Source organism: Sphingobium aromaticiconvertens (assembly GCF_037154075.1).
Classification (GTDB): Bacteria; Pseudomonadota; Alphaproteobacteria; order Sphingomonadales; family Sphingomonadaceae; genus Sphingobium; species Sphingobium aromaticiconvertens.
Genome location: NZ_JBANRJ010000001.1, coordinates 764877 through 783974, shown reverse-complemented (window position 1 = coordinate 783974; position 19098 = coordinate 764877). Strand labels below are relative to the sequence as shown.

Below are 19098 nucleotides of genomic sequence, written 5' to 3'. Positions count from 1 at the left end.
CTCACCCGGAGGGTTAACCCGCCGCGTCTTCAGGCTCGATCCACTCGGTCCGCAGCGCGCGGGGCGAAAGATATTTGGTCGAGGTCCAACCGCCATCGACCACGATCGTCTGCCCGTTGATGAAGGCAGCGCCGGGCGAGCAGAGGAAGGCGATCGTGCTGGCAATGTCCTCCACCTCGCCCAGCCGCGGGAATGGCGTGGTTTCGAAATTCACGCGCTTGAACATCTCATCCTCGAACCGGTGGCGGACCATGTCAGTCATGGTGACGCCCGGCGCGACGCAATTGGCGCGGATACCCAGCGGGCCATAATCGCAGGCGATATGCTGGGTGAGCGCGGTGAGGCCGCCCTTTGCCGCGGAATAAGCGCCGCCGCGCCGCCCGCCGATCACCGCGTAGGTAGAGGTGACGTTCACGATACCGCTGCCCTCCTTCATATGGCCGATCGCCTCACGACACAGGCGGAAGGGCGCGCGGAGCATGAGGTCGAGGAAATAATCAAGCGTCTCATCATCGGTTTCGTGTAGCGGCTTGGGGCTGCCCGCGCCCGCATTGTTGATGAGGAAGTCGATCCCGCCGAAACGGTCGAGCGCGCATTGCACGATCTTCTGCGGCGCATCCTTGGCGGTAACATCGACTGACAGGGTGGCGAGCCGGTCGGGATCATTGATCGTCTCTGCCAGCGCGGCCAGCTTCGCCTCGTCACGGCCAATGCCCACCACGGCCATGCCCGCATCATGCAGCATCTTCGCGGTGCACAGACCAATGCCGCTGCCCGCTCCGGTGATGATCGCTACCTGCATTGCCTGGGTTCCCGTTCTTCTTCGCTATCGCATTTCCTTCCTATCCCAGTCGGACGCGACCCGCGAACCGCCCCTGCGATGCCTTGCCCCCGATGCCTTGAACGAGGGGGCCGGACGGTTCACCCGATGGATCGATCCTTTTTCGAGAGAGGCTTGCTCCTATGTCTGCTCCATCATCTGCATTGCGATTCGACGATCGCGTCGCCGTCATCACCGGCGCTGGGCGCGGGCTGGGACGGGCTTATGCGCTGTTGCTCGCGAAGCGCGGCGCGAAGGTCGTTGTCAACGATCCGGGCGGGCCGATGGATGGCGCCGGCGTTGACAACGGCCCTGCCGAGGATGTGGTGCGCGAAATTCGCGCGGCGGGCGGTGAGGCTGTGGCCTGCACCGAATCAGTCGCCACACCGGAGGGCGGACACGCCATCATCCAGGCTGCGATCGACCATTTCGGCCGCATCGACATATTGATCCATAATGCCGGCAATGTCCGCTATGGGTCGCTCAAGAATCTGAGCCAGGATGATTTCGACGCGGTGCTCGATGTGCATCTGCGCGGCGCCTTCCATGTCGTGCGCACCGCCTTTCCGCTGATGTGCGCGGCGGGCTATGGCCGGATCGTCCTCACCTCCTCGATCGGCGGGCTGTATGGCAACAGGAACGTCGTCAATTACGGCATGGCGAAGGCGGCGATGATCGGCCTCAACAATGTCGCGGCGATCGAGGGCGCGGACGAGGGCGTCAGGTGCAACATCATCGTCCCCGGCGCCGTGACGCGCATGGCCGAGGGGATCGACATATCCGCCTACCCGCCGATGGGACCGGAACTGGTCGCGCCCGTGGTCGGCTGGCTGGCGCATGAAAGCTGCTCGGTGAGCGGCGAAATGCTGGTGTCGATCGCCGGGCGCATCGCCCGCGCCTTCATTGGCGAGAGCAAGGGCGTCTATCAGCCTGAATGGTCGATCGAGGATGTGGGGCAACAGATCGAAGCGATCCGCGACCCCGCTGACCCGCTGATCTTCGACCTTGAGGGGCATGTCGACCATATCCGCTACAGTTTCGGCATGGCATCCAAGGGCGCGTAGCTAAATCGCGGGCTGGGTCAGCTTGGCGCGAATCGCCTGCTTCAACACCTTGCCCGCGTCATTCTTCGGCAGCGCCTTCCACAGCTCGACGCCTTCAGGATATTTGAAGCGCGCAACCCCCTGCTCCGAAAGATAGTCGCCGAGCGCCGCCACGTCCGGCGTCGCTCCGTCACGCGCCACGATGACGGCGATGGCGCGTTCGCCGGTGCGTGGATCGGGCACGCCGACAATGGCGATTTCGGCGATGGCCGGATGGTCGGCCAGTAGATCCTCAATCTCCTTGGGCGAGATATTCTCGCCGTTGCGGATGATGAGATCCTTGATCCGGCCAGTAACGACCAGATGGTCGCCATCGACCCAGGCGCCCTGGTCGCCGGTGCGATAATAGCCTTGCGCATCGAAGCCCGCCACGTCGTCCTCTTCGCGGAAATAGCCGAGCATCATCTGTGGCCCGCGCGCACGGATTTCGCCATCCTCGGCGATGATGACCGTGGCGATGCCGGGGCGACCATCGGTATCCGCCGCATGGTCGATGTCCGTGCGGTCGATGACCCCCACGGTGGTGACGGGCACCTCGGTCGAGCCATAGACGCGGCTGACGATAGCACGGTCGAATGTGACCGATGCCTCGCGGATCAGCACAGGCGGCACCGATGCCCCGCCGCAGATAAAAAGCTTCAGGTCCGGCAGGCGTGTATCCGCCTCCCGCGCGGCGGCAAGCAAGCCCTGAAGGAAGGGCGTCGCCCCCGCCATGTGGGTGCAGCGCTGATCGACCATGATGTCGATCGCTTCGGCTGGGTTCCACGCTTCCATCAGGATCGCTGTGCTGCCCAGCAGCAAGGGCGCCTCGAACGCGTAAATCGATCCGCCGATATGGCTGATCGGTGACGGCACCAGAAAACGGTCGCCCGGATCAACCAGCCAGTGCGCGCCAATCTGGCGGATCAGGGCGTTTACGCTGTTATGGGTGTGCAGCACGCCCTTGGGCCGTCCAGTGGTGCCGCTGGTGTACATCACCATCCGCACCTCGTCCGCATGGATCGCGGGCAGCGGGGCGGCGGCGCCTTCCTCAAACAGATGGGCATAGGCGGTGTGATGGCCCGCGTCGCCCCGCACAATCACGGTTTCGGGTGGCTGCGCCATCGTCGCGGCGACCCGATCCATCATCACCGCATAGTCATGGCCACGGAATGTCTGCGGCACGAAAATCATGCGCGTACCCACGTCGGCCAGTGTGAAATGCAGGTCATGGTCTCGCAGCGAGGGCAGGATCGGATTGGCGACCATCCCCGCCAGCGTCGCCCCCATGTAGATGACCGCCGCCTCATGCCAGTTGGGCAGCATGAAGGACACGACGTTGCCGGGCACGAACCGCGCCAGCATGGCCTGCGCCAGACGGCTGGCCTGATCGTAGAGGGCAGCGGCCGACAGGCGCGTGTCGCCGTCGATGATCAGGATGCGATCGGGGTCTTCACGGGCCACGCGCACCAGCGCGTCGGCGCAACTGTCCGTCCGCCACCAGCCATCAGCATAGGCCTGCGCCGCGAGCGGTTCGTCCCACCGGATACGCCATCCATTGGGCGTGGAGCGTCGCGTGCTGATAGTGTCGGTCATGTCGAGGGCCTGTTGTTCGGTCTGGTCGCTTGAAGAATCCTTCCGTGCCCTGCCCGGTCGCTTCCCCGCAAGCGGGCGACGCCATCCAGCGTCCCGGCGATCCGCCCTTCCGGCCATCAGTCTCCACCGTCCAGCCCCACACCGACATCGCGTCCAGCCCATGCGGCGAAGCGTGCGGACTCCGGGTTGGCCTCCACCCGGTCATCCAGATCGAAGATCTTCACCGGCCGCTGCGGCACGGTATATGTCGGCCAGCCCGGTTCCGGCGTGCCATGACGCACGAAATGCCCATAATGGCCAGTCATCCGTGCGCCCAGCGCCGCCCGCTTTCCGGTCATCCGCCCCCCGCGCGCCAGCGCGGCGCGCGGGCCATGCATTGGCCAGGTCAGCGTCAGGTCCAGCCCATGCGTCGCCCCGGCGATCGGATGGGCATAGTCGAAACGATAGAACCAGGTGGGGCTGTGCCCCGCATGACGCTCGGCAAAATTGCGGGTGGGCATCAGAAAGGTGAGGTCGCTCGCCAGCGCGCGGCGGCCCTGTTTCGTGCGCGGATAGGTGGCCAATATTTGGGCGGCCTGCGCCGCACCCAACTGCGTATTGAGAAGCGCTTCCATGGCGGGCCAGCGCGTCGGCAATATCTCGCCGGGCATGATTTCGAACAGGCGGATCTCGTCGCGCGCCGCCCCGGCGAGCAGCGGCACGGGCGCCGACGGCTGGGCATGGGCGTCGGCAAGGGAGGCAGGCAGCAGATCGTCGTCGAACCATGGCGCCGCCGGGATGGTGCCTGGATTAGCTGCGCCGACCGTCGCCTGCGCCTCGAACAGTTCATGCAGGTCCATCGTCCGCAACCGTTCCAGCCCGCTTTGGTCGAGGCCCAAAGCCTGCGCATATTGGCGGGCGATCGCGCGGCTTTTTGCCCGTCCGTGGATCAGGCTGACCGCGCCGCTCTGCATGATCGCGCCATGGAACAGGGGCCAGGCGCTTTTCGCCTGAAGCAACAGCGATACCGCCATCGACCCGGCAGATTGCCCGCCGATCGTCACCCGGGCAGCATCGCCGCCAAAGGCCGCGATATTTTTCCGCACCCACTCCAGCGCCGCGATCTGGTCACGCAGGCCCAGATTGGAGGGGATGTCGGGCAGGCCCGGCACCTCACCGAAATTGACGAAGCCCAGCACGCCCAGCCGATAGTTGATGGTGACGACGACAATATCGCTCTGTCGCGCAAGGTCGAAGCCATCATAGCTGTTGCCGCTGCCGGCGACGAATGCGCCGCCGTGAATCCAGACATAGACTGGCTTGAGGCCCGCATCCGCCCCGCCTTCAGACGCATATATGTTGAGGGTCAGGCAATCCTCGGCAAAGGCTGGAGCGGCAAGCTGCGCACGCTTGGCTGAGTTTCCGAACATTTGCGGGCATTGTGAGCCGTGTTTTGTAGCGTCGCGTATATCGGTCCAGGGGTCGACCGGGCGCGGCGCAGCGAACCGATCCGCCCGCGCATAGGGCAGGCCCAGCCAGCGCCGGACGCCCTGCGCGCGCATTCCCCTGACCGGACCTCCGCTGGTTATAACCGTCAGTTCATCCATGTCCCGCCCCTTTTCCCTTTTGGCGTCAGGCTAGGGTCAACCACAGGATAGCGCCACGCAGGCGGGCATGTATCGCGGGAGCGATCACTCTGTCGTCATGGCCGGAACGACGACCAGACGGTCGAGTATCTCCGCCATTTTATCGACCGGGACGCCGGGGTCCTGCCCCAGCCACCAGGCGATGATCTCCACCGTCGCGCTGACCGCAAAGATGACCCGCAACTCGTCGGGCAGCCAGCCGCCCGGCCCGCCCGTTTCCTCGGCAATGCGCCGCGCCTGCGCGGTAAACTCCTGTTTCAACATGGTTGCCGCGCCCCCCGTCAACAGCGCCGACCAGAGCGCGCGGCGATCGTCGACATAATGGAACAGGGTGATGCAGGACTGGCGGGTGTCGACCGCGAACAACACCGGCAAGGCACGCGCCAGCAGCGCTGCGATCTCGCCCGCCGCCAGATCGTGAAGCAGCGCTTCCTTGGAGGGATAATGGCGGAAAAAGGTCGCATAGCCGATCCCGGCCTGCCGCGCGATTTCCCGGATCGTCACCTGCTCGAAAGCGCGTGTTTCCAGCAACGTGAGCAGCGCGTCCAACAGACTGCGCCGCGTGCGCACCTGCCGCGCATCGGTGAGGGTTGACGCCGTTTCATTCATAGAGATATGATACACACTATATCACAAATACCCAAAGAGGAGCCGGACAAATGCCCGCATCCCCCACAATTGACGCTGACCGCGACGACCGCAAGACCGCATCCATCGTCGCGGCCCGCGCCCGACCGGAAAAGGGCGCGACGCGCGTCACCGGCTTTCGCGAGGCGCGGAACATATTGCGCAGCGCGACGATGACGCAGGCGGGCGGCGGCGCGCAATATTTCGACAAAAGTGATCCGGGCAGCACGCCCGTTTTCTTTCTGGACGGCGCGGACCACCGGCAAAAGCGCGCCACCATCGCCCCCTATTTCACGCCCAAGGCGATCACGACCCGCTATCAGGCGATCATGGAGCGGGTGATCGAGGAGCAGTTCACCGCGCTGCGTCGCACCGGGCGGGGGACGCTGGATGTCATGAGTTTCGATCTGGCAGTGGCGGTCGCGGCGGACATTGTCGGGCTGACCGTTACCGACCGGGCGCGGATGGCGCGGCGGCTGTCGGCATCGCTGTCGGCGGCCTTCTATCATCAGCATAATTATCTGGGGCGGCTGTACATCAGCGCGCGCAAGTTCATCAACCAGATCGACTTCTACTTCAACGACGTGAAACCCGCGGTCCGCGATCGCCGCGCCAATCCGCAGGACGACATATTGTCGCACCTGATCGCCCAGGGCTGTTCCGACAAGACGATCATGATCGAATGCATGACCTATGCCGCCGCGGGCATGGTGACGACCCGCGAGTTCATCGTGATGGCCGCCTGGCACATGTTCGACAATCCCGACCTGCGCACGCGCTTCGTCGAGAGCAATCAGGAGGAACAGGTCGCCATCCTCCAGGAAATCCTGCGCCTGGAACCGATCGCCGCCTTCCTGTATCGGCAGGAAACGGAGACGAAGGACGTCTATGCGCTGTGCCTGCGCGACACCAATCTGGACGAGACGGTAGTCGGCGCCTGCCCCCACGCCATAGACCCGGACCGGGCCACGCGGATGAAGGCCAACGGATCGTTCCTCAGCTTTGGCGACGGCGCGCATCATTGCCCCGGCTGGCAAGTGGCGCTGCATGAATCGCGGATGTTTCTGGACAGGCTGTTCCGCGTACCCGGTATCCGGCTGGATCGCGCGCCCACGATCGGCTGGTCCGACATGCTGCAAAGCTATGAATTGCGCAACGCAGTCGTGACCTGCGACACCGCATCGGGCCAGGAGGGTTCGCCGAGGCGATCATGCGTGCCCCTCGCTTGACTTCCTAATCAACGATACTGTTCATGACCGGCATAGAGGGCGCATGATGCGCGCCCCGGAGAGGCCTCATGACCCTGCATAGCATCGACCCGACACCCCGGATCGACACGGAAATCAAGGCCGACGCCGCGACCTTGCTGGCAGGCTGTGCGGGGGCCGGATCAAGATCGCCATGCACCGCAATACAATCGAAGCGATCAAGCAATTAGTCGGCGCCCGATGCTGGCACAGGAACGTACAGGAAGGAATATCATGTCGAGGTCTTTGAACGGTAGAGTAGCGGTAGTGACGGGCGCAGGGTCGGGCATTGGCCGCGCCATCGCCATCCGTCTGGCCGAGGATACGGCCAAGATCGCCATCTGGGACATTAATGCCGCTGGCGCTGCCGAAACGGCGAAGATGATCGAGGATGCGGGCGGCACCGCCATTGCCCTCGACGCCGACTGTTCGGACAAGGCCGCGATCCACGCCGCGGCGGAAGAAACCCGCGCCAGACTGGGACCGGTCGCGATCCTGGTGAACAATGCGGGCATCGCCCCCTTCACCCCGTTCATGGAGACGGAGGATGATCTGTTCGACAAGGTCATCCGCATCAACCTGCGCGGGCCTTACCTCCTCACCAAGGAAATCCTGCCCGACATGCTGGCCGCTGGATGGGGCCGCGTCATCAACATCACCTCCTCCTCGGTGCAGACCGGCTCGCCCATGCAGGGCCATTATGTCTCGTCCAAGGGCGGCCTGATGGGCATGACCAAGGCACTGGCGCTGGAATTCGCGCCGACCGGCATCACCTTCAACATGGTGCCGCCCGGTTTCATCGACACGCCGATGCTGCGCGCCGCGCCGATCGACGCCGATGCCTTCGCCCAGACCCTGCCGATGAAGCGCATCGGCAAGCCGGAGGATATCGCAGCCGCCTGCGCCTATCTGGCGTCGGAGGAAGCCAGCTACATCACCGGCCAGACGATCAGCACCAATGGCGGGCGCTACATGGGCTCGCATTGAACCTTGGTAGAATAGAGATGAAACCCATGCTGCTCGCGAACGAGATCGCCATCATCACCGGCGAGGCGCGCGGCATGGGTCAGACTGTCGCCACATGAACATCAACCTGAAGCTGCTCCACAGCTTCCTGCTGGTGGCGGATCATTGCAGCTTCAGGCGCGCGGCCGAGGAATCGAACCGGTCGCAATCAGCCGTCAGCATGCAGGTGCGACAACTGGAACTGCAACTGGGCGTCGCGCTGTTCCACCGGACAACCCGCACCGTACAACTGACCCGAGAGGGCGAGATTCTACGCGACACCGCGCGCAAGGCCGTGCGGGAACTGGAGACCGGGTTGCGCAAGCTCAAGGACATGGCCGACATGCAGCGCGGCCATCTGTCGCTGGCCTGCGCGCCCACCATCGCCTCCACCCGCCTGCCCGCCATCCTGACCACCTTTCAGCAAAGCTTCCCCAGCGTCACCGCCGACATCCGCGAGATCGCCTCGATCGAGATGCTGGACGCGATCCGCGCGCATGCGGTGGATTTCGGCCTTGGCCCCCGTGTGCCCAATGCGCCGGAATTCCACTTTCATCCGATCATGGTGGATGAGATCTGCGCCCTCATTCCCCGGCCCATGGGCTTTGCCACCGCACGCGAGATCAGCTTTGCCGAACTGGCGCGGTTGCCGCTGCTGGTCGTCACCGATAGCAGCGCGATCCAGTCCGTGCTGGACGAGGCGCAACAGGTGGCGGGCGTGACGCTCAACATCAAATATGAAGTGCGGCAGGTGCAGACCCAGATCGCGATGGCGGCGGCGGGACTGGGGGCGGCGATCGTGCCCCGCATCGCCGTCCCTGCCCTGCCCGATCCGCGGCTGGTGGTGGTGCCGATCGTCGATCCGCCGCTATCGCGCGAAATCGGCATCATCACGATGAAAGGACAAAGGCTGTCGCCGATCGCGGCGCGGCTTGTCACCATGCTCCAGCGGCTGTTGACGGGGGCCGCCAATGCCCCGGCGCATATGGACATCGCCGTAGCGGTGACGGATAACAGGCCGCCATCCCGGCCCGCCATGATCCAATGAGCTTGCGCCCGCTCCATTGCCATTTATGCTTGGGCAATGGTCCAGAAACGCCGTGTGGGCGCGCAAAGCTCCGAAACCCGTGCCCGGATCGTGGAGGCCGCCGAACAGGTAATCCGCGATGAGGGCTATGCCGCCGCCAGTTCGCGGCGTGTAGCGCTGTGCGCAGAGTTGCCGCCCTCACTGGTCCATTATTATTTCCCGACCACGGACGACCTGCTGATGGCCGTCTTCCGGCGCGGGGCAGAGCAGAGCGACGCAATGATCGATCAGGCGCTGGGGAGCGACGATCCGGTGCGGGCGCTCTGGCATTTCTTCGCCGATGCCAGCCGAACCGCGCTGGCGATGGAGTTCGTGGCGCTCGCCAATCACCGCAAGGCGATCCAGGCCGAAATCGCCCGGCATAGCGAGGCGATGCGCGCGCGTCAGGCGGAGTTGCTGGACCGGCTGCTGGGCGACCGGCTTGCAGCGCTTGGCCTGACCCCGGCGGGTCTCAGCCTGCTGCTGGCGGGCGTGGGCCGGACGCTGGTGATGGAACAGGGTCTGGGTGTGAGCGCGGGCCATGACGAGGCGCGATCGAGCGTGGAGGCCTGGCTCGATCAACTCCTGCCTCCAAAAAATGAGGCATATTGACTTTTTGGGCATTTATGTTGAACATGTGTTCAAACTTCAGCAGACTCACAGGAGAGTTCGCCCATGTCGGCAAGCGCCACCATCACCCGTTTCAACCATGAAGAGGTCAAGCCGACGATCGGCAGCCGCATCCTGAACAGCAAAGAAGAACTGCTGGCCGGCGACCTTGGCCCGCAGATCCGCGAACTGCTGGAACAGCGCGGCGTTCTGGTGTTCCCGAAGATCGATTTCACCGATGAAGAACAGGTCGCCTTCACAGAGACGCTGGGCGAGTTCGCGCCGGAGATGCAGGACGGCCACGACAGCCACAAGATCCACAAGATCACGCTCGACGTGAAGGAAAATCCCCAGAGCGCCGAATATCTCAAAGGGTCGCTCTACTGGCATATCGACGGCACGATGAATGCCACGCCGATCCTCGCCTCGCTGCTGTCGTGCAAGGTCAAGGCCACATGGGGCGGCAATACCGGCTTCTGCAACACCTACGCCGCCTATGAGGCGCTGAGCGATGAGCAGAAGGCCGAATATGAAAAGCTGCGGGTCATCCACTCGGTCTGGGCGACCGTCGGCTATTATGAGCCGGAGACGAGCCTCGCCAAGCTGAAGGGCATGCAGGCGATCGGCGAGAATGAGCTGCCGCTGGTGTGGAACCACAAATCGGGACGCAAGTCGCTGGTGCTGGGCTGCACCGCGCACCGCGTCCTCGACGTTGAGCCGATGGAGAGCGCCCAGATCCTGGTCGGCCTGCGCGAATGGGCGACCCGCGAAGAGTTCAGCTACAGCCATGACTGGAGCGTCGGTGACCTGGTGATCTGGGACAATACCGGCACCATGCACCGCGCCGAAGCCTATGACCCGAACTGCAACCGCATGATGCACCGCACCAAGCTGAGGGGCGAAGAACCGTTCGAATAAGGTCGGACGCCTCTCACCGGCATACAAAAGCCCGCCGCATGGTCGACATGCGGCGGGCTTTTTGCTGGCTCGTCACTTGATCGGGCTTGGCATCCCCATGCCCATATAGCGCGCCAGATTATAGTGCAGGCTGGCAACCGACCGCTCCATATAGGGATTGGGCTGGGTACCGCGGAAGCCGACATTCTTCATGCCCTGCTGCACCGCCGCCATATTGGTGAAATCCTGCTGGAGCACCGGTGGCCAATCCTGCGGCTGCGTATAGTCCCACTCGGTCTGCGGCTCCTCCCCTTGCGGGAACAGTTCATAGACTGCCGCCTCGAAGATGCACTTGTCCGGGTCCGCGCCATAGGGGCGCGCGGAATAACAGAGCATATTATTAACGGCATGGCCGATCTGGAAATTCGGGAAGATCTGCCACGCCGTGCCGCTCTTGGCCGTATGCGCCGGATCAACCACCGGCCAGATCACGCCGCGCTTCTCGTCATCCGCGCGAGCGGACGCGAGCCAGTGCTGGAGCACCTGCGGCGCGGGCGTGCCCACGGGCAGCTCGTCCTTCAACCGCTTGGCCGCGTTGACCAGCGTCATCGTCGTGTTGGTGTTGGCATTTTCCCAGGTGAAGACCTGCATCTCCGCCGTGGAGAGGCGCGGGTCCTCGCCAGAACCGATCCGCAGCTTGGCCTGATTCTCGTCCATATTCTTGGGCGCGTCATAACCGATATTGGTGTGCAGGCCATGTTTGCGCGCCCAGCCGCGAAACTCGCCAAAGGCGTTGAATTCGGGATGGGTGGTCTGGACATGATAGGTTTCGCTGAACGCCTCCAGCGCGACTTTCCAGTTACAATCGAAGATGACCCACTTGCGCCAGCGATAGCGCATATTCTCCAGCCCGAACGGGTCGAGCATGGCGGGGACCGTATCCAGATAGTCGGCCAGCGATCCGCAATCGGGGTCGAGATTGACCCACGCCCAGCCGCCCCATGTGTCGACGCTGACCTTGCCCAGCGCCGTGCGCTCCGCCGTCAACACGCCCTGCCAATCCTGCTGATGGTTGACGAAGGTGCATTGCCCCTGCCGGTCAAAGGTCCAGCCATGGAAGCCGCAGACGATGTTCGTCTTGCTGCCGCGCGCGTCGCGGGCGCCCGCTGGCGTGTCGATCAGGCGACGGCCCCGATGCGGACAGACATTGTGATAGGCGCGAATCTCGTCTGGCCCCGTCCGCATGATGATGATCGAGTCGTCGAGGATATCGTAGGTCACATAATTGCCGACCTCGGGGATATCCTCCAGCCGTGCCGCCTGAAGCCAGACCTTGCGCCACAGCCGGTCGCGCTCGGCCTGCGCATAGTCTTTCGACACATAGGCTTCGGCAGGCACGGTGACGGGTTCGACCAGATCACCGCCGGGTTCGGCGACCTTGCTCAGTTCGTTCATCACATCCTCACTTTCCGGGCGCTCAGCGCCCCTTTCCATTCCGGCCGGGCGCTCAGCGCCCCTTCCATTCCGGTCGACGTTTCTCCGCAAAGGCGCTTGGCCCTTCCTGCGCGTCGTCGCTCCGATAGAGATATTCCGATGCGTGGCGGGCCGCCTGCAACGCGGCGGCGCGTCCCATTTCGGTCGCCAGCATCACCATGTCGCGCCCGGCCTTTACCGACAACGGCGCGCCGTCGAGTATCTCGCCCGCCAGTTCCAGCGCCGTCTGCATCAGCGCCTCTGGCTCGGCGAGCCGATTGACCAGGCCGATCTCATAGGCACGCTGGGCGGTGATCGGCTTTCCGGTCAGGATGATTTCCATCATGATCCGCTGCGGGATCATATGGATCAGCGGCGCGGCCCAGGGCGAACTGCGCCCCACCTTCACCTCGGTAATCGCAAAGCGCGCCGCCGTGCTGGCGACGCACAGGTCGCAGGCCTGCGCGATCATCCACCCGCCCGCAAAGGCGACGCCATTGACCGCCGCGATCGTCGGCTTGGACAGCTCGATCGTGTCATAGGGCAGTGCGAACATATCGCGCGGCGGCACCTGCATCCCCGTCTCGACCATCTCTTTCAGGTCGCCACCCGCGCAGAAGGCCTTGTCGCCCGCAGCGGTCAGGATCGCGACGCGCAGAGCCGGGTCATGCTCGAACCGCTCCCACGCAACGCGCAATCCCTCCCGCACCTCGCGGGTCAGGGCATTGCGCTGCTCGGGCCGGTTGATGGTGAGGATGGCGATGCCATCGTCCCGCGCCTCGAAGAGAACCGCGTCGGTCATTAATAGCCCCTCTGCTGGATGACATGGGCCGCGCGGTCGAGGGCTTCGCGAAAGTCGGGATGGGCGATAGCGATCAGGCGACGGGTCCGCTCGGCCAGTGTCTGCCCCTTCAACTCCGCCGCGCCATATTCGGTGACGATCACGTCCACGTCGCTGCGCGCAGTCGTGACCGGACCGGAGAGCGTGGGCACGATCTTGCTGATCGTCCCGCCCTTTGCCGTAGCGGACAGCGCGATGATCGAGCGGCCACCGGGTGAACGGCTACCCGCGCGCACGAAATCCACCTGCCCGCCGGTTCCGCCCAGATAGGCGGCGCCGGACTGTTCGGCATTGACCTGCCCGGTGAGGTCGACTTCGAGCGCAGAGTTGATGGTGACGAGCCGCGACAGCCGCGCCAACACCGCCGCATCATGAGTGTAGCTGGTGGCGCACATGCGGATGGCGGGGTTGCGATCGGCCCAATCGTACAGCCGTTGTGTGCCGATCAGCGCGCCGTTGATCGACACGCCGGTGTCGATTTCCTTGCGCGCATTGGTGAGAACACCCGCTTGCGTCAGATCGGCAAGGCCATCGCCCAGCATCCCCGAATGGACGCCCAGATCCTTGCGGTCGCCCAGCAGGCGCAGGATCGCGTCGGGCACCGCGCCAACGCCCGTCTGAATCACCGATCCGTCACCGATATAGGCGGCGCAATGCCGCGCGATCGTTTCGTCGGTCGCGCTGATAACGGCAGGCGATACCGCGACCGGCGGACGGGACACATGGATAGCCACGTCGATGATGGAGGATGGGATTATTTCGCCGGGAGTGAAGGGCACAGCCGCATTCACTTCGGCGATCACCACTCGCGCCTTGTCGACGGCAGCTCGCACATAGTCGCTGATGAGGCCGCAACTATGATTGCCATCGGCATCTGCGGGGCTGACCTGGATCATCGCCACATCGCAACCGATGATCCCGGCGCTTATCATCGGGCCAACCTGACTGACATGGACTGGGATGACCGACAGCTTGCCCACTTTCGTCATCGACCGCAGGGCACCGATCGCCCCCATGCTGGAAAGCGCGAAGCTGTCGGCGCTATCGGGCGTGAAGGCACCGGAAAAACTGGTGGCGATGAAGGCCGACAGGTCGCCAATGTCCCGCCCCTGCGCAATCAGCGCCTCGACCAATGCCACCGGCTCACCGCACGCCTGACCGAAGACGATGCGGTCGCCCCGGCGCAGATATTGGCTGAGGTCCAGCCCGGTGGCGTCGGTCTGGATCATCCGCGACCGGCCTGTTTCAGCAATTGCTCGGCCCGCGACAGATAGGGCCGGTCGAGCATCCCGCCCTTATAGCCGATCGCGCCGACACCCGGATTGGCGGCGAAAATATCGACGATCGCCTGCGCCTCGGCGATTTCCTCCTCCGTGGGGGTGAACGCCGCGTTGATGACGTCGACCTGCGCCGGGTGGATGGCCAGCATCCCGCGATAACCGTCGCGCCGTACCTTTTCGGCGCGGGCCTTCAGGCTGTCTAGATCGCGGAAATCGCCCTGGATCGTCTCGATCGCCGTGACGCCCGCGGTGGCCGCGCCCAGCAGGCACATCGACCGCGCCAGTTCATAGGTGAAGCCATAGCTGCCATCGGCATTGCGATTGGAACTGGCCCCGATCGAATCCGCCAGATCCTCCGCCCCCCAGGTCAGCGCGACGACACGCGGCGCGCCCTTATAGTCGCCGGTATGGAACATGGCCTCTGCCGTTTCCGTCACCAGCACAATCACCGGGGTCGATCCGCGTTCGATTCCGTTCGCCACCTCCAACGCCGTCAGATAATGGTCCAGCAACTCGACATCCTGCCGCCCATAGACTTTGGGCAGCATGATCCCGCCGGGTCGCGCGGGCATGATCGCGACCAGATCGTCCAGCGTATGCGGCCCGTCGAGCGGGTTGACGCGCACCCACAGCCGCTCACGCCCCACGGCATGGCTCGCCAGGAAATCATGGACGATTGTCCGTGCGAGCGGCTTATTCTCCGTCGCGACCGCATCCTCCAGGTCGAACAGGGCAATGTCGGCCGACCCCTCGGCGGCCTTGGCCATTTTCTTCTCGCTGTCGCCCGGTGCGAACAGCCAGGAGCGCATTTTCTGGAGAGGGGCATTCGGCATTGAAATATCTCATCCTTTGGCATCAGTAGGATTTGGGCAGATCCAGCACTTTTTCCGCGATGAAGTTCAGGATCATGTGCGGGCTAACCGGCGCGGTGCGCGGTATCAATACCTCGCGCAGCAGCCGTTCGACATGATATTCTTGTGCATAGCCCATGCCGCCCAGCGTCAGCATGGCCGTATGGCACGCCTCGAACGCACATTCGGCGGCGAGGTATTTTCCGGCATTCGCCTCCACCCCGCAATCCTCGCCTTTGTCGAACTTGATCGCGGCCTGCATCACCATCAGGTTCGCCGCCTCCAATTGCATCCAGCATTTGGCGAGGGGGTGCTGGATGCCTTGATTCATCCCGATCGGCCGGTCGAACACGATCCGTTCGCGGGCATAGCGCGCCGCTCGCTGGATCGCATTGCGGCCGATGCCAATCGCCTCCGCCCCCAGCAGGATGCGCTCGGGATTAAGGCCTTTCAGGATGATCTTGAACCCCTGACCCTCCTCCCCGATCAAATCCTCGTCGGGGATGAACAGGTCAGTGATGAACAGCATGTTCGATCCGACCGCATGACGGCCCATTTTGGGGATCAGCTGATGCGCGACCTTCTCCCGGTCCAGCTTCGTGAAAAAGAGCGACAGGCCATGCGTCTTGTTCTTCACCTCGTCCAGCGGCGTGGTGCGCGCGAGCAGCATCATCCGGTCCGCGACATGCGCGTTGGTGATCCAGATTTTCTCGCCATTGACGCGATAGCCGCCTTCGACCTTTTCAGCGCGAGTCTTGAGCTTGGTGGTGTCGAGGCCGGTGTTCGGCTCTGTCACCGCAAAGCAGATTTTTTCCACGCCCGACAGGACCGGCGGGATCATCCGCTGCTTCTGTTCCTCGGTGCCGAACAGGTCGATCGGCTCCAGACTGAACACCGGCCCGTGGATGGTCGAGGCCGCGGTCATGCCGCCGCCCGCTTCCGCCACGGCCTGCATCATGATCGCCGCCTCGGTGATGCCAAGCCCCGCGCCGCCGACCGACTCCGGCATGGCGATGCCCAGCCATCCAGCGTCCGCCATCGACGCATAGAAGTCGTCGCAGAAGGCCCCCTCCCGGTCCCGTTCCAGCCAATAATCGTCGGAAAACTGGCTACAGTGATTGAGCACCGCATCGCGGATGTTCCGCTGGTCTTCGGTAAAAGCAAAATCCAAGATTTTTGGCCTTGATTGGGGCTGTTCCACTTCATTGCGGGGTATCAGCCGGGTCCAGGCGGCACAATTACGCGACCCCACATATCGGTGGGGCGAAGGGGTTGCGCGTGGATTTCGCCACGCCCTTGCCCTAGCCCAAGATTATGGAACAGGAGAAGCTGATGGACGGGATGACGGCGCATGGCGGTCCACTGACCGGCGTAAGGGTTATCGACCTTACCGCCATGGTCTTTGGCCCCTATGCCACCCAGATCATGGCCGACATGGGTGCGGACGTCATCAAGATCGAGCCGCCGGCGGGCGACAATACCCGCTTCATCAACGCAGGCCCCGCGCCGGACCTGGGCGGCGTGTTCATGAACGTGAATCGCGGCAAGCGCAGCGTCGTGCTGGACCTGCGGCAGGAAGCGGACAAGGCGGCGTTGCGCGCCCTGATCGCCACCGCCGATGTGTTCATCCATTCGATGCGCAGCAAGGCGATCGGCAAGCTCGGCTTCGACTATGAAGCGGTAAAGGCGATCAATCCCAACATCGTCTATACCAATTGCTACGGCTATAGCCGCCGCGGCCCGGACGGTGACAAGCCCGCCTATGACGACACGATCCAGGCCGAATGCGGCATCCCCCATCTGCAACAGTTGATGACCGGCAAGCCCGATTATTTCGCGACGATCATCGCCGACAAGGTGGCGGGCCTCACCGCCCTTTATGCGACGATGATGGCCCTGTTCCACCGCGAACGCACGGGTGAGGGGCAGGAAGTGGAGATCGGCATGTTCGAGACGATGGCCTCCTTCATGCTCACCGAACATGCGAGCGGCATGCTGTTCGACCCGCCGCTGGGCAACGCCCATTATCATCGCGTCGTCGCGCGCAACCGCAAGCCCTATCAGACGAAGGACGGCCACATCGCCGCGCTCGTCTATAATGACAAACATTGGAACGCCTTTGTCGAGGCGGTGCAGCCAGCCTGGGCAACGGCGGAATTCGACACGCTGGCCAAGCGCGCGGGACAGATTGAGCGGGTTTATGGCCTGCTGGGCGAAACCTTTGCCGAACGCACGACGCGGGAATGGCTCGATCTGCTGGAACAGCTTCACATCCCCGCCGCGCCGCTGCGGACGACCGACGAGCTGTTCGAAAACGAGCATCTGAATGCCGTCGGCTTCTTTGAGACGGTGGAAACAGCGCAGGGGCCGGTGCGCTTTCCCGGCGTACCGACATGGTTCTCGCACACCCCCGGCAAGGTCGCGGGCGGCGCGCCATCGCTGGGCGCCGACACGCAGGCGGTGCTGGCCGAAATCGACAGTCCGGCGCCTGCGGAATAGACGCATTGTATCGGCACGGCGATGATACACCCCTGCCATGCGATCATCCTTGAACACCCCTCCCCAGCCTTTACCTTTCGATCCCAAAGCAGACTAGGAATAGGGTAGGGAATGGCAGAGGATATGTTGGCGGCGCGCAAGTCGGTCCCTTTCGAGATCACCCATCCCGAGCGCATCCCGACCAAACGCTATCATGACGAGGCTTTCTACCAGCGCGAATGCGAGGAACTGTGGCCCCATGTCTGGCAGATGGCCTGCCGCGTGGAGCAGATTCCCAATGTCGGCGACTGGATCGAATATAGCAACCTTGGCCAATCAGTCATCATCGTCCGCACCACGGACGGTATCAAGGCGTTCCACAATGCCTGCCGCCATCGCGGCGTCCCGCTGACCGAGGGCAGCCACGGCAACTGCAAGGGCAAAGGCTTTATCTGCCCCTTCCACGGTTGGCGCTGGAATATCGAGGGCAAGAACACCTTCGTCTATGGCCGCCATATGTTCAGCGAGGGTCAGTTGGACGAGGCGGATCTGGCGCTGCGTCCCTGCCGCACCGAAATCGAGATGGGCTGCGTGTTCATCAATTTCGATGATGATGCCCCGCCGCTCCGCGACAATCTGGGTCCACTTGCCATTGGCCTGGAGGCCTATAATGCCGACTCGATGCGGGCCGAATGGTGCTATGCCACCGTCCTCCCCGCCAACTGGAAGATCGCCATGGAAGCCTTCATGGAAGGCTATCATGTCATGCGGACCCATCCGCAGCTTCAGCAGAAGGTGCCGATCCTCTATAACATGATGTACGGCATGGACACGGGCGGCATCGGCGTGCCGATCAACCCGAACCGCACCATGAAGGAGAATATCGAGGATCAGGTCGAGCATATGCAGTTGCTGAGCGATGGCATGGCCGGCATGTGCCACGCCAAGGACGTGGCCGTCGCCCGCACCCTGATCGATGTCGATCTACCCGAAGACCCCGGCCAGGCGATCATGCAATGGTTCGGCATGGTCAATCATTTCGTCACGCAGGCGGGACAGGCACGCGGCGAGCCGACCCCAGACCTCAACAAGATCGCGGTGGAAACGCCGGTCAAGGCAGTGGAATTCATCTTCCCCAATTATTTCCTGCTGCCCTTCCTTTCCAGCATGGCCGCCTATCGCATCCGCCCGCTGGGACCGGAAAGCTGCCTGTTCGAACTATGGTCGCTGACCCACTTCCCCGAAGGTCAGGAGCCAGAGCCAGTGATGGAGCCGGTCGTCCTGCCCTATGACAGCGATCAGTTCCCGCAGATCCCGCGCCAGGATTATTCCAATATTCCGCTCCAGCAAAAGGGCACCCATGCGGCCGGTTTCGATTTCATGCGGCTGTCGAAGGACATTGAGGGGCTGATCAGCAATTATCAGCGGATCATCGACGGCTATCTGAAGGGCGTGCCGCAGGACAAGCTGGCACAGGCTACGCAGAAACTGGCCGGCAATTTCGACGGCCCGATCCTGGATCTGGGCTTCTGACCGGAGGGCGCGGCGGAACACAAGCAGATCATTCTGCTCAAACGCCGCGCCGACCTGTCACCCGAGGA

Annotated in this window: 17 protein-coding genes; 8 read left to right on the top strand and 9 right to left on the bottom strand. The window is 63.5% G+C overall.

What is annotated here, in order from left to right; genetic code table 11:
• Nucleotides 1-13 precede the first annotated feature (13 nt).
• Nucleotides 14-802, bottom strand: coding sequence for an SDR family NAD(P)-dependent oxidoreductase (locus WFR25_RS03930; protein ID WP_336968726.1), 789 nt, complete (start codon nt 800-802; stop codon nt 14-16).
• Between the two features lie 161 nt (nt 803-963).
• Here WFR25_RS03930 and WFR25_RS03925 point away from each other — a divergent pair, with 161 nt between their 5' ends.
• Nucleotides 964-1884 carry an SDR family NAD(P)-dependent oxidoreductase gene (locus WFR25_RS03925; protein ID WP_336968723.1) on the top strand — a complete coding sequence of 307 codons (921 nt, stop codon included), beginning with the start codon at nt 964-966 and terminating at the stop codon, nt 1882-1884.
• Here WFR25_RS03925 and WFR25_RS03920 read toward each other — a convergent pair whose 3' ends face one another.
• The 3 genes from WFR25_RS03920 to WFR25_RS03910 all read right to left on the bottom strand — a co-directional run bounded on the left by WFR25_RS03920 (nt 1885) and on the right by WFR25_RS03910 (nt 5732).
• Nucleotides 1885-3498, bottom strand: coding sequence for an AMP-binding protein (locus WFR25_RS03920; protein WP_336968721.1), 1614 nt, complete (start codon nt 3496-3498; stop codon nt 1885-1887). It lies immediately after the preceding gene.
• A 116-nt stretch (nt 3499-3614) separates the two neighbouring features.
• Nucleotides 3615-5084, bottom strand: coding sequence for a carboxylesterase/lipase family protein (locus WFR25_RS03915; RefSeq protein WP_336968720.1), 1470 nt, complete (start codon nt 5082-5084; stop codon nt 3615-3617).
• An 84-nt stretch (nt 5085-5168) separates the two neighbouring features.
• A complete protein-coding gene (locus WFR25_RS03910) occupies nt 5169-5732 on the bottom strand; it encodes a TetR/AcrR family transcriptional regulator (RefSeq protein ID WP_336968718.1) in 564 nt (187 codons plus the stop codon).
• Nucleotides 5733-5782: 50 nt separating this feature from the next.
• Between WFR25_RS03910 and WFR25_RS03905 the strand changes: the two genes are divergently transcribed.
• The 5 genes from WFR25_RS03905 (at nt 5783) to WFR25_RS03885 (ending at nt 10595) form a co-directional block, all read left to right on the top strand.
• Nucleotides 5783-6979 carry a cytochrome P450 gene (locus tag WFR25_RS03905; RefSeq protein WP_336968716.1) on the top strand — a complete coding sequence of 399 codons (1197 nt, stop codon included), beginning with the start codon at nt 5783-5785 and terminating at the stop codon, nt 6977-6979.
• Nucleotides 6980-7231: 252 nt separating this feature from the next.
• On the top strand, nt 7232-7984 hold the full coding sequence (locus WFR25_RS03900) for an SDR family NAD(P)-dependent oxidoreductase (RefSeq protein ID WP_336968713.1): 753 nt from the start codon (nt 7232-7234) through the stop codon (nt 7982-7984).
• A gap of 94 nt (nt 7985-8078) precedes the next feature.
• Complete coding sequence (locus WFR25_RS03895; protein WP_336968710.1) at nt 8079-9050, top strand: LysR family transcriptional regulator; 972 nt, start codon at nt 8079-8081, stop codon at nt 9048-9050.
• 36 nt (nt 9051-9086) lie between these two features.
• Nucleotides 9087-9680: a TetR/AcrR family transcriptional regulator gene (locus tag WFR25_RS03890; protein WP_336968708.1), complete on the top strand. Its 594-nt coding sequence runs from the start codon at nt 9087-9089 to the stop codon at nt 9678-9680.
• Nucleotides 9681-9743: 63 nt separating this feature from the next.
• Nucleotides 9744-10595, top strand: coding sequence for a TauD/TfdA dioxygenase family protein (locus tag WFR25_RS03885; RefSeq protein WP_336968705.1), 852 nt, complete (start codon nt 9744-9746; stop codon nt 10593-10595).
• A 72-nt stretch (nt 10596-10667) separates the two neighbouring features.
• Here the strand turns inward: WFR25_RS03885 and WFR25_RS03880 are convergent, their stop codons facing one another.
• From WFR25_RS03880 to WFR25_RS03860, 5 genes are read right to left on the bottom strand one after another with little or no spacing between them, the layout of a single operon-like run.
• Nucleotides 10668-12029 carry an aromatic ring-hydroxylating oxygenase subunit alpha gene (locus WFR25_RS03880; RefSeq protein WP_336968704.1) on the bottom strand — a complete coding sequence of 454 codons (1362 nt, stop codon included), beginning with the start codon at nt 12027-12029 and terminating at the stop codon, nt 10668-10670.
• A gap of 52 nt (nt 12030-12081) precedes the next feature.
• Nucleotides 12082-12849 carry an enoyl-CoA hydratase/isomerase family protein gene (locus WFR25_RS03875; RefSeq protein ID WP_336968703.1) on the bottom strand — a complete coding sequence of 256 codons (768 nt, stop codon included), beginning with the start codon at nt 12847-12849 and terminating at the stop codon, nt 12082-12084.
• A complete protein-coding gene (locus WFR25_RS03870; RefSeq protein ID WP_336968701.1) occupies nt 12849-14117 on the bottom strand; it encodes an acetyl-CoA hydrolase/transferase family protein in 1269 nt (422 codons plus the stop codon). Before WFR25_RS03870 ends, WFR25_RS03875 begins: the two co-directional genes overlap by 1 nt.
• Entirely contained in the window at nt 14114-15001 is an 888-nt protein-coding gene (locus WFR25_RS03865; RefSeq protein ID WP_336968700.1) for an HpcH/HpaI aldolase/citrate lyase family protein, read from the bottom strand. The genes WFR25_RS03870 and WFR25_RS03865 overlap by 4 nt, the downstream gene beginning before the upstream one ends.
• A 22-nt stretch (nt 15002-15023) precedes the next feature.
• Nucleotides 15024-16190 (bottom strand): acyl-CoA dehydrogenase family protein, encoded by a 1167-nt coding sequence (locus WFR25_RS03860; protein ID WP_336968699.1) that lies wholly within the window; start codon nt 16188-16190, stop codon nt 15024-15026.
• Nucleotides 16191-16351: 161 nt separating this feature from the next.
• Between WFR25_RS03860 and WFR25_RS03855 the strand changes: the two genes are divergently transcribed.
• Together WFR25_RS03855 and WFR25_RS03850 are read left to right on the top strand one after the other, a co-directional pair.
• Nucleotides 16352-17518, top strand: coding sequence for a CaiB/BaiF CoA transferase family protein (locus tag WFR25_RS03855; RefSeq protein WP_336968697.1), 1167 nt, complete (start codon nt 16352-16354; stop codon nt 17516-17518).
• Nucleotides 17519-17629: 111 nt separating this feature from the next.
• Entirely contained in the window at nt 17630-19030 is a 1401-nt protein-coding gene (locus WFR25_RS03850; RefSeq protein ID WP_336968694.1) for an aromatic ring-hydroxylating oxygenase subunit alpha, read from the top strand.
• Nucleotides 19031-19098 lie beyond the last annotated feature (68 nt).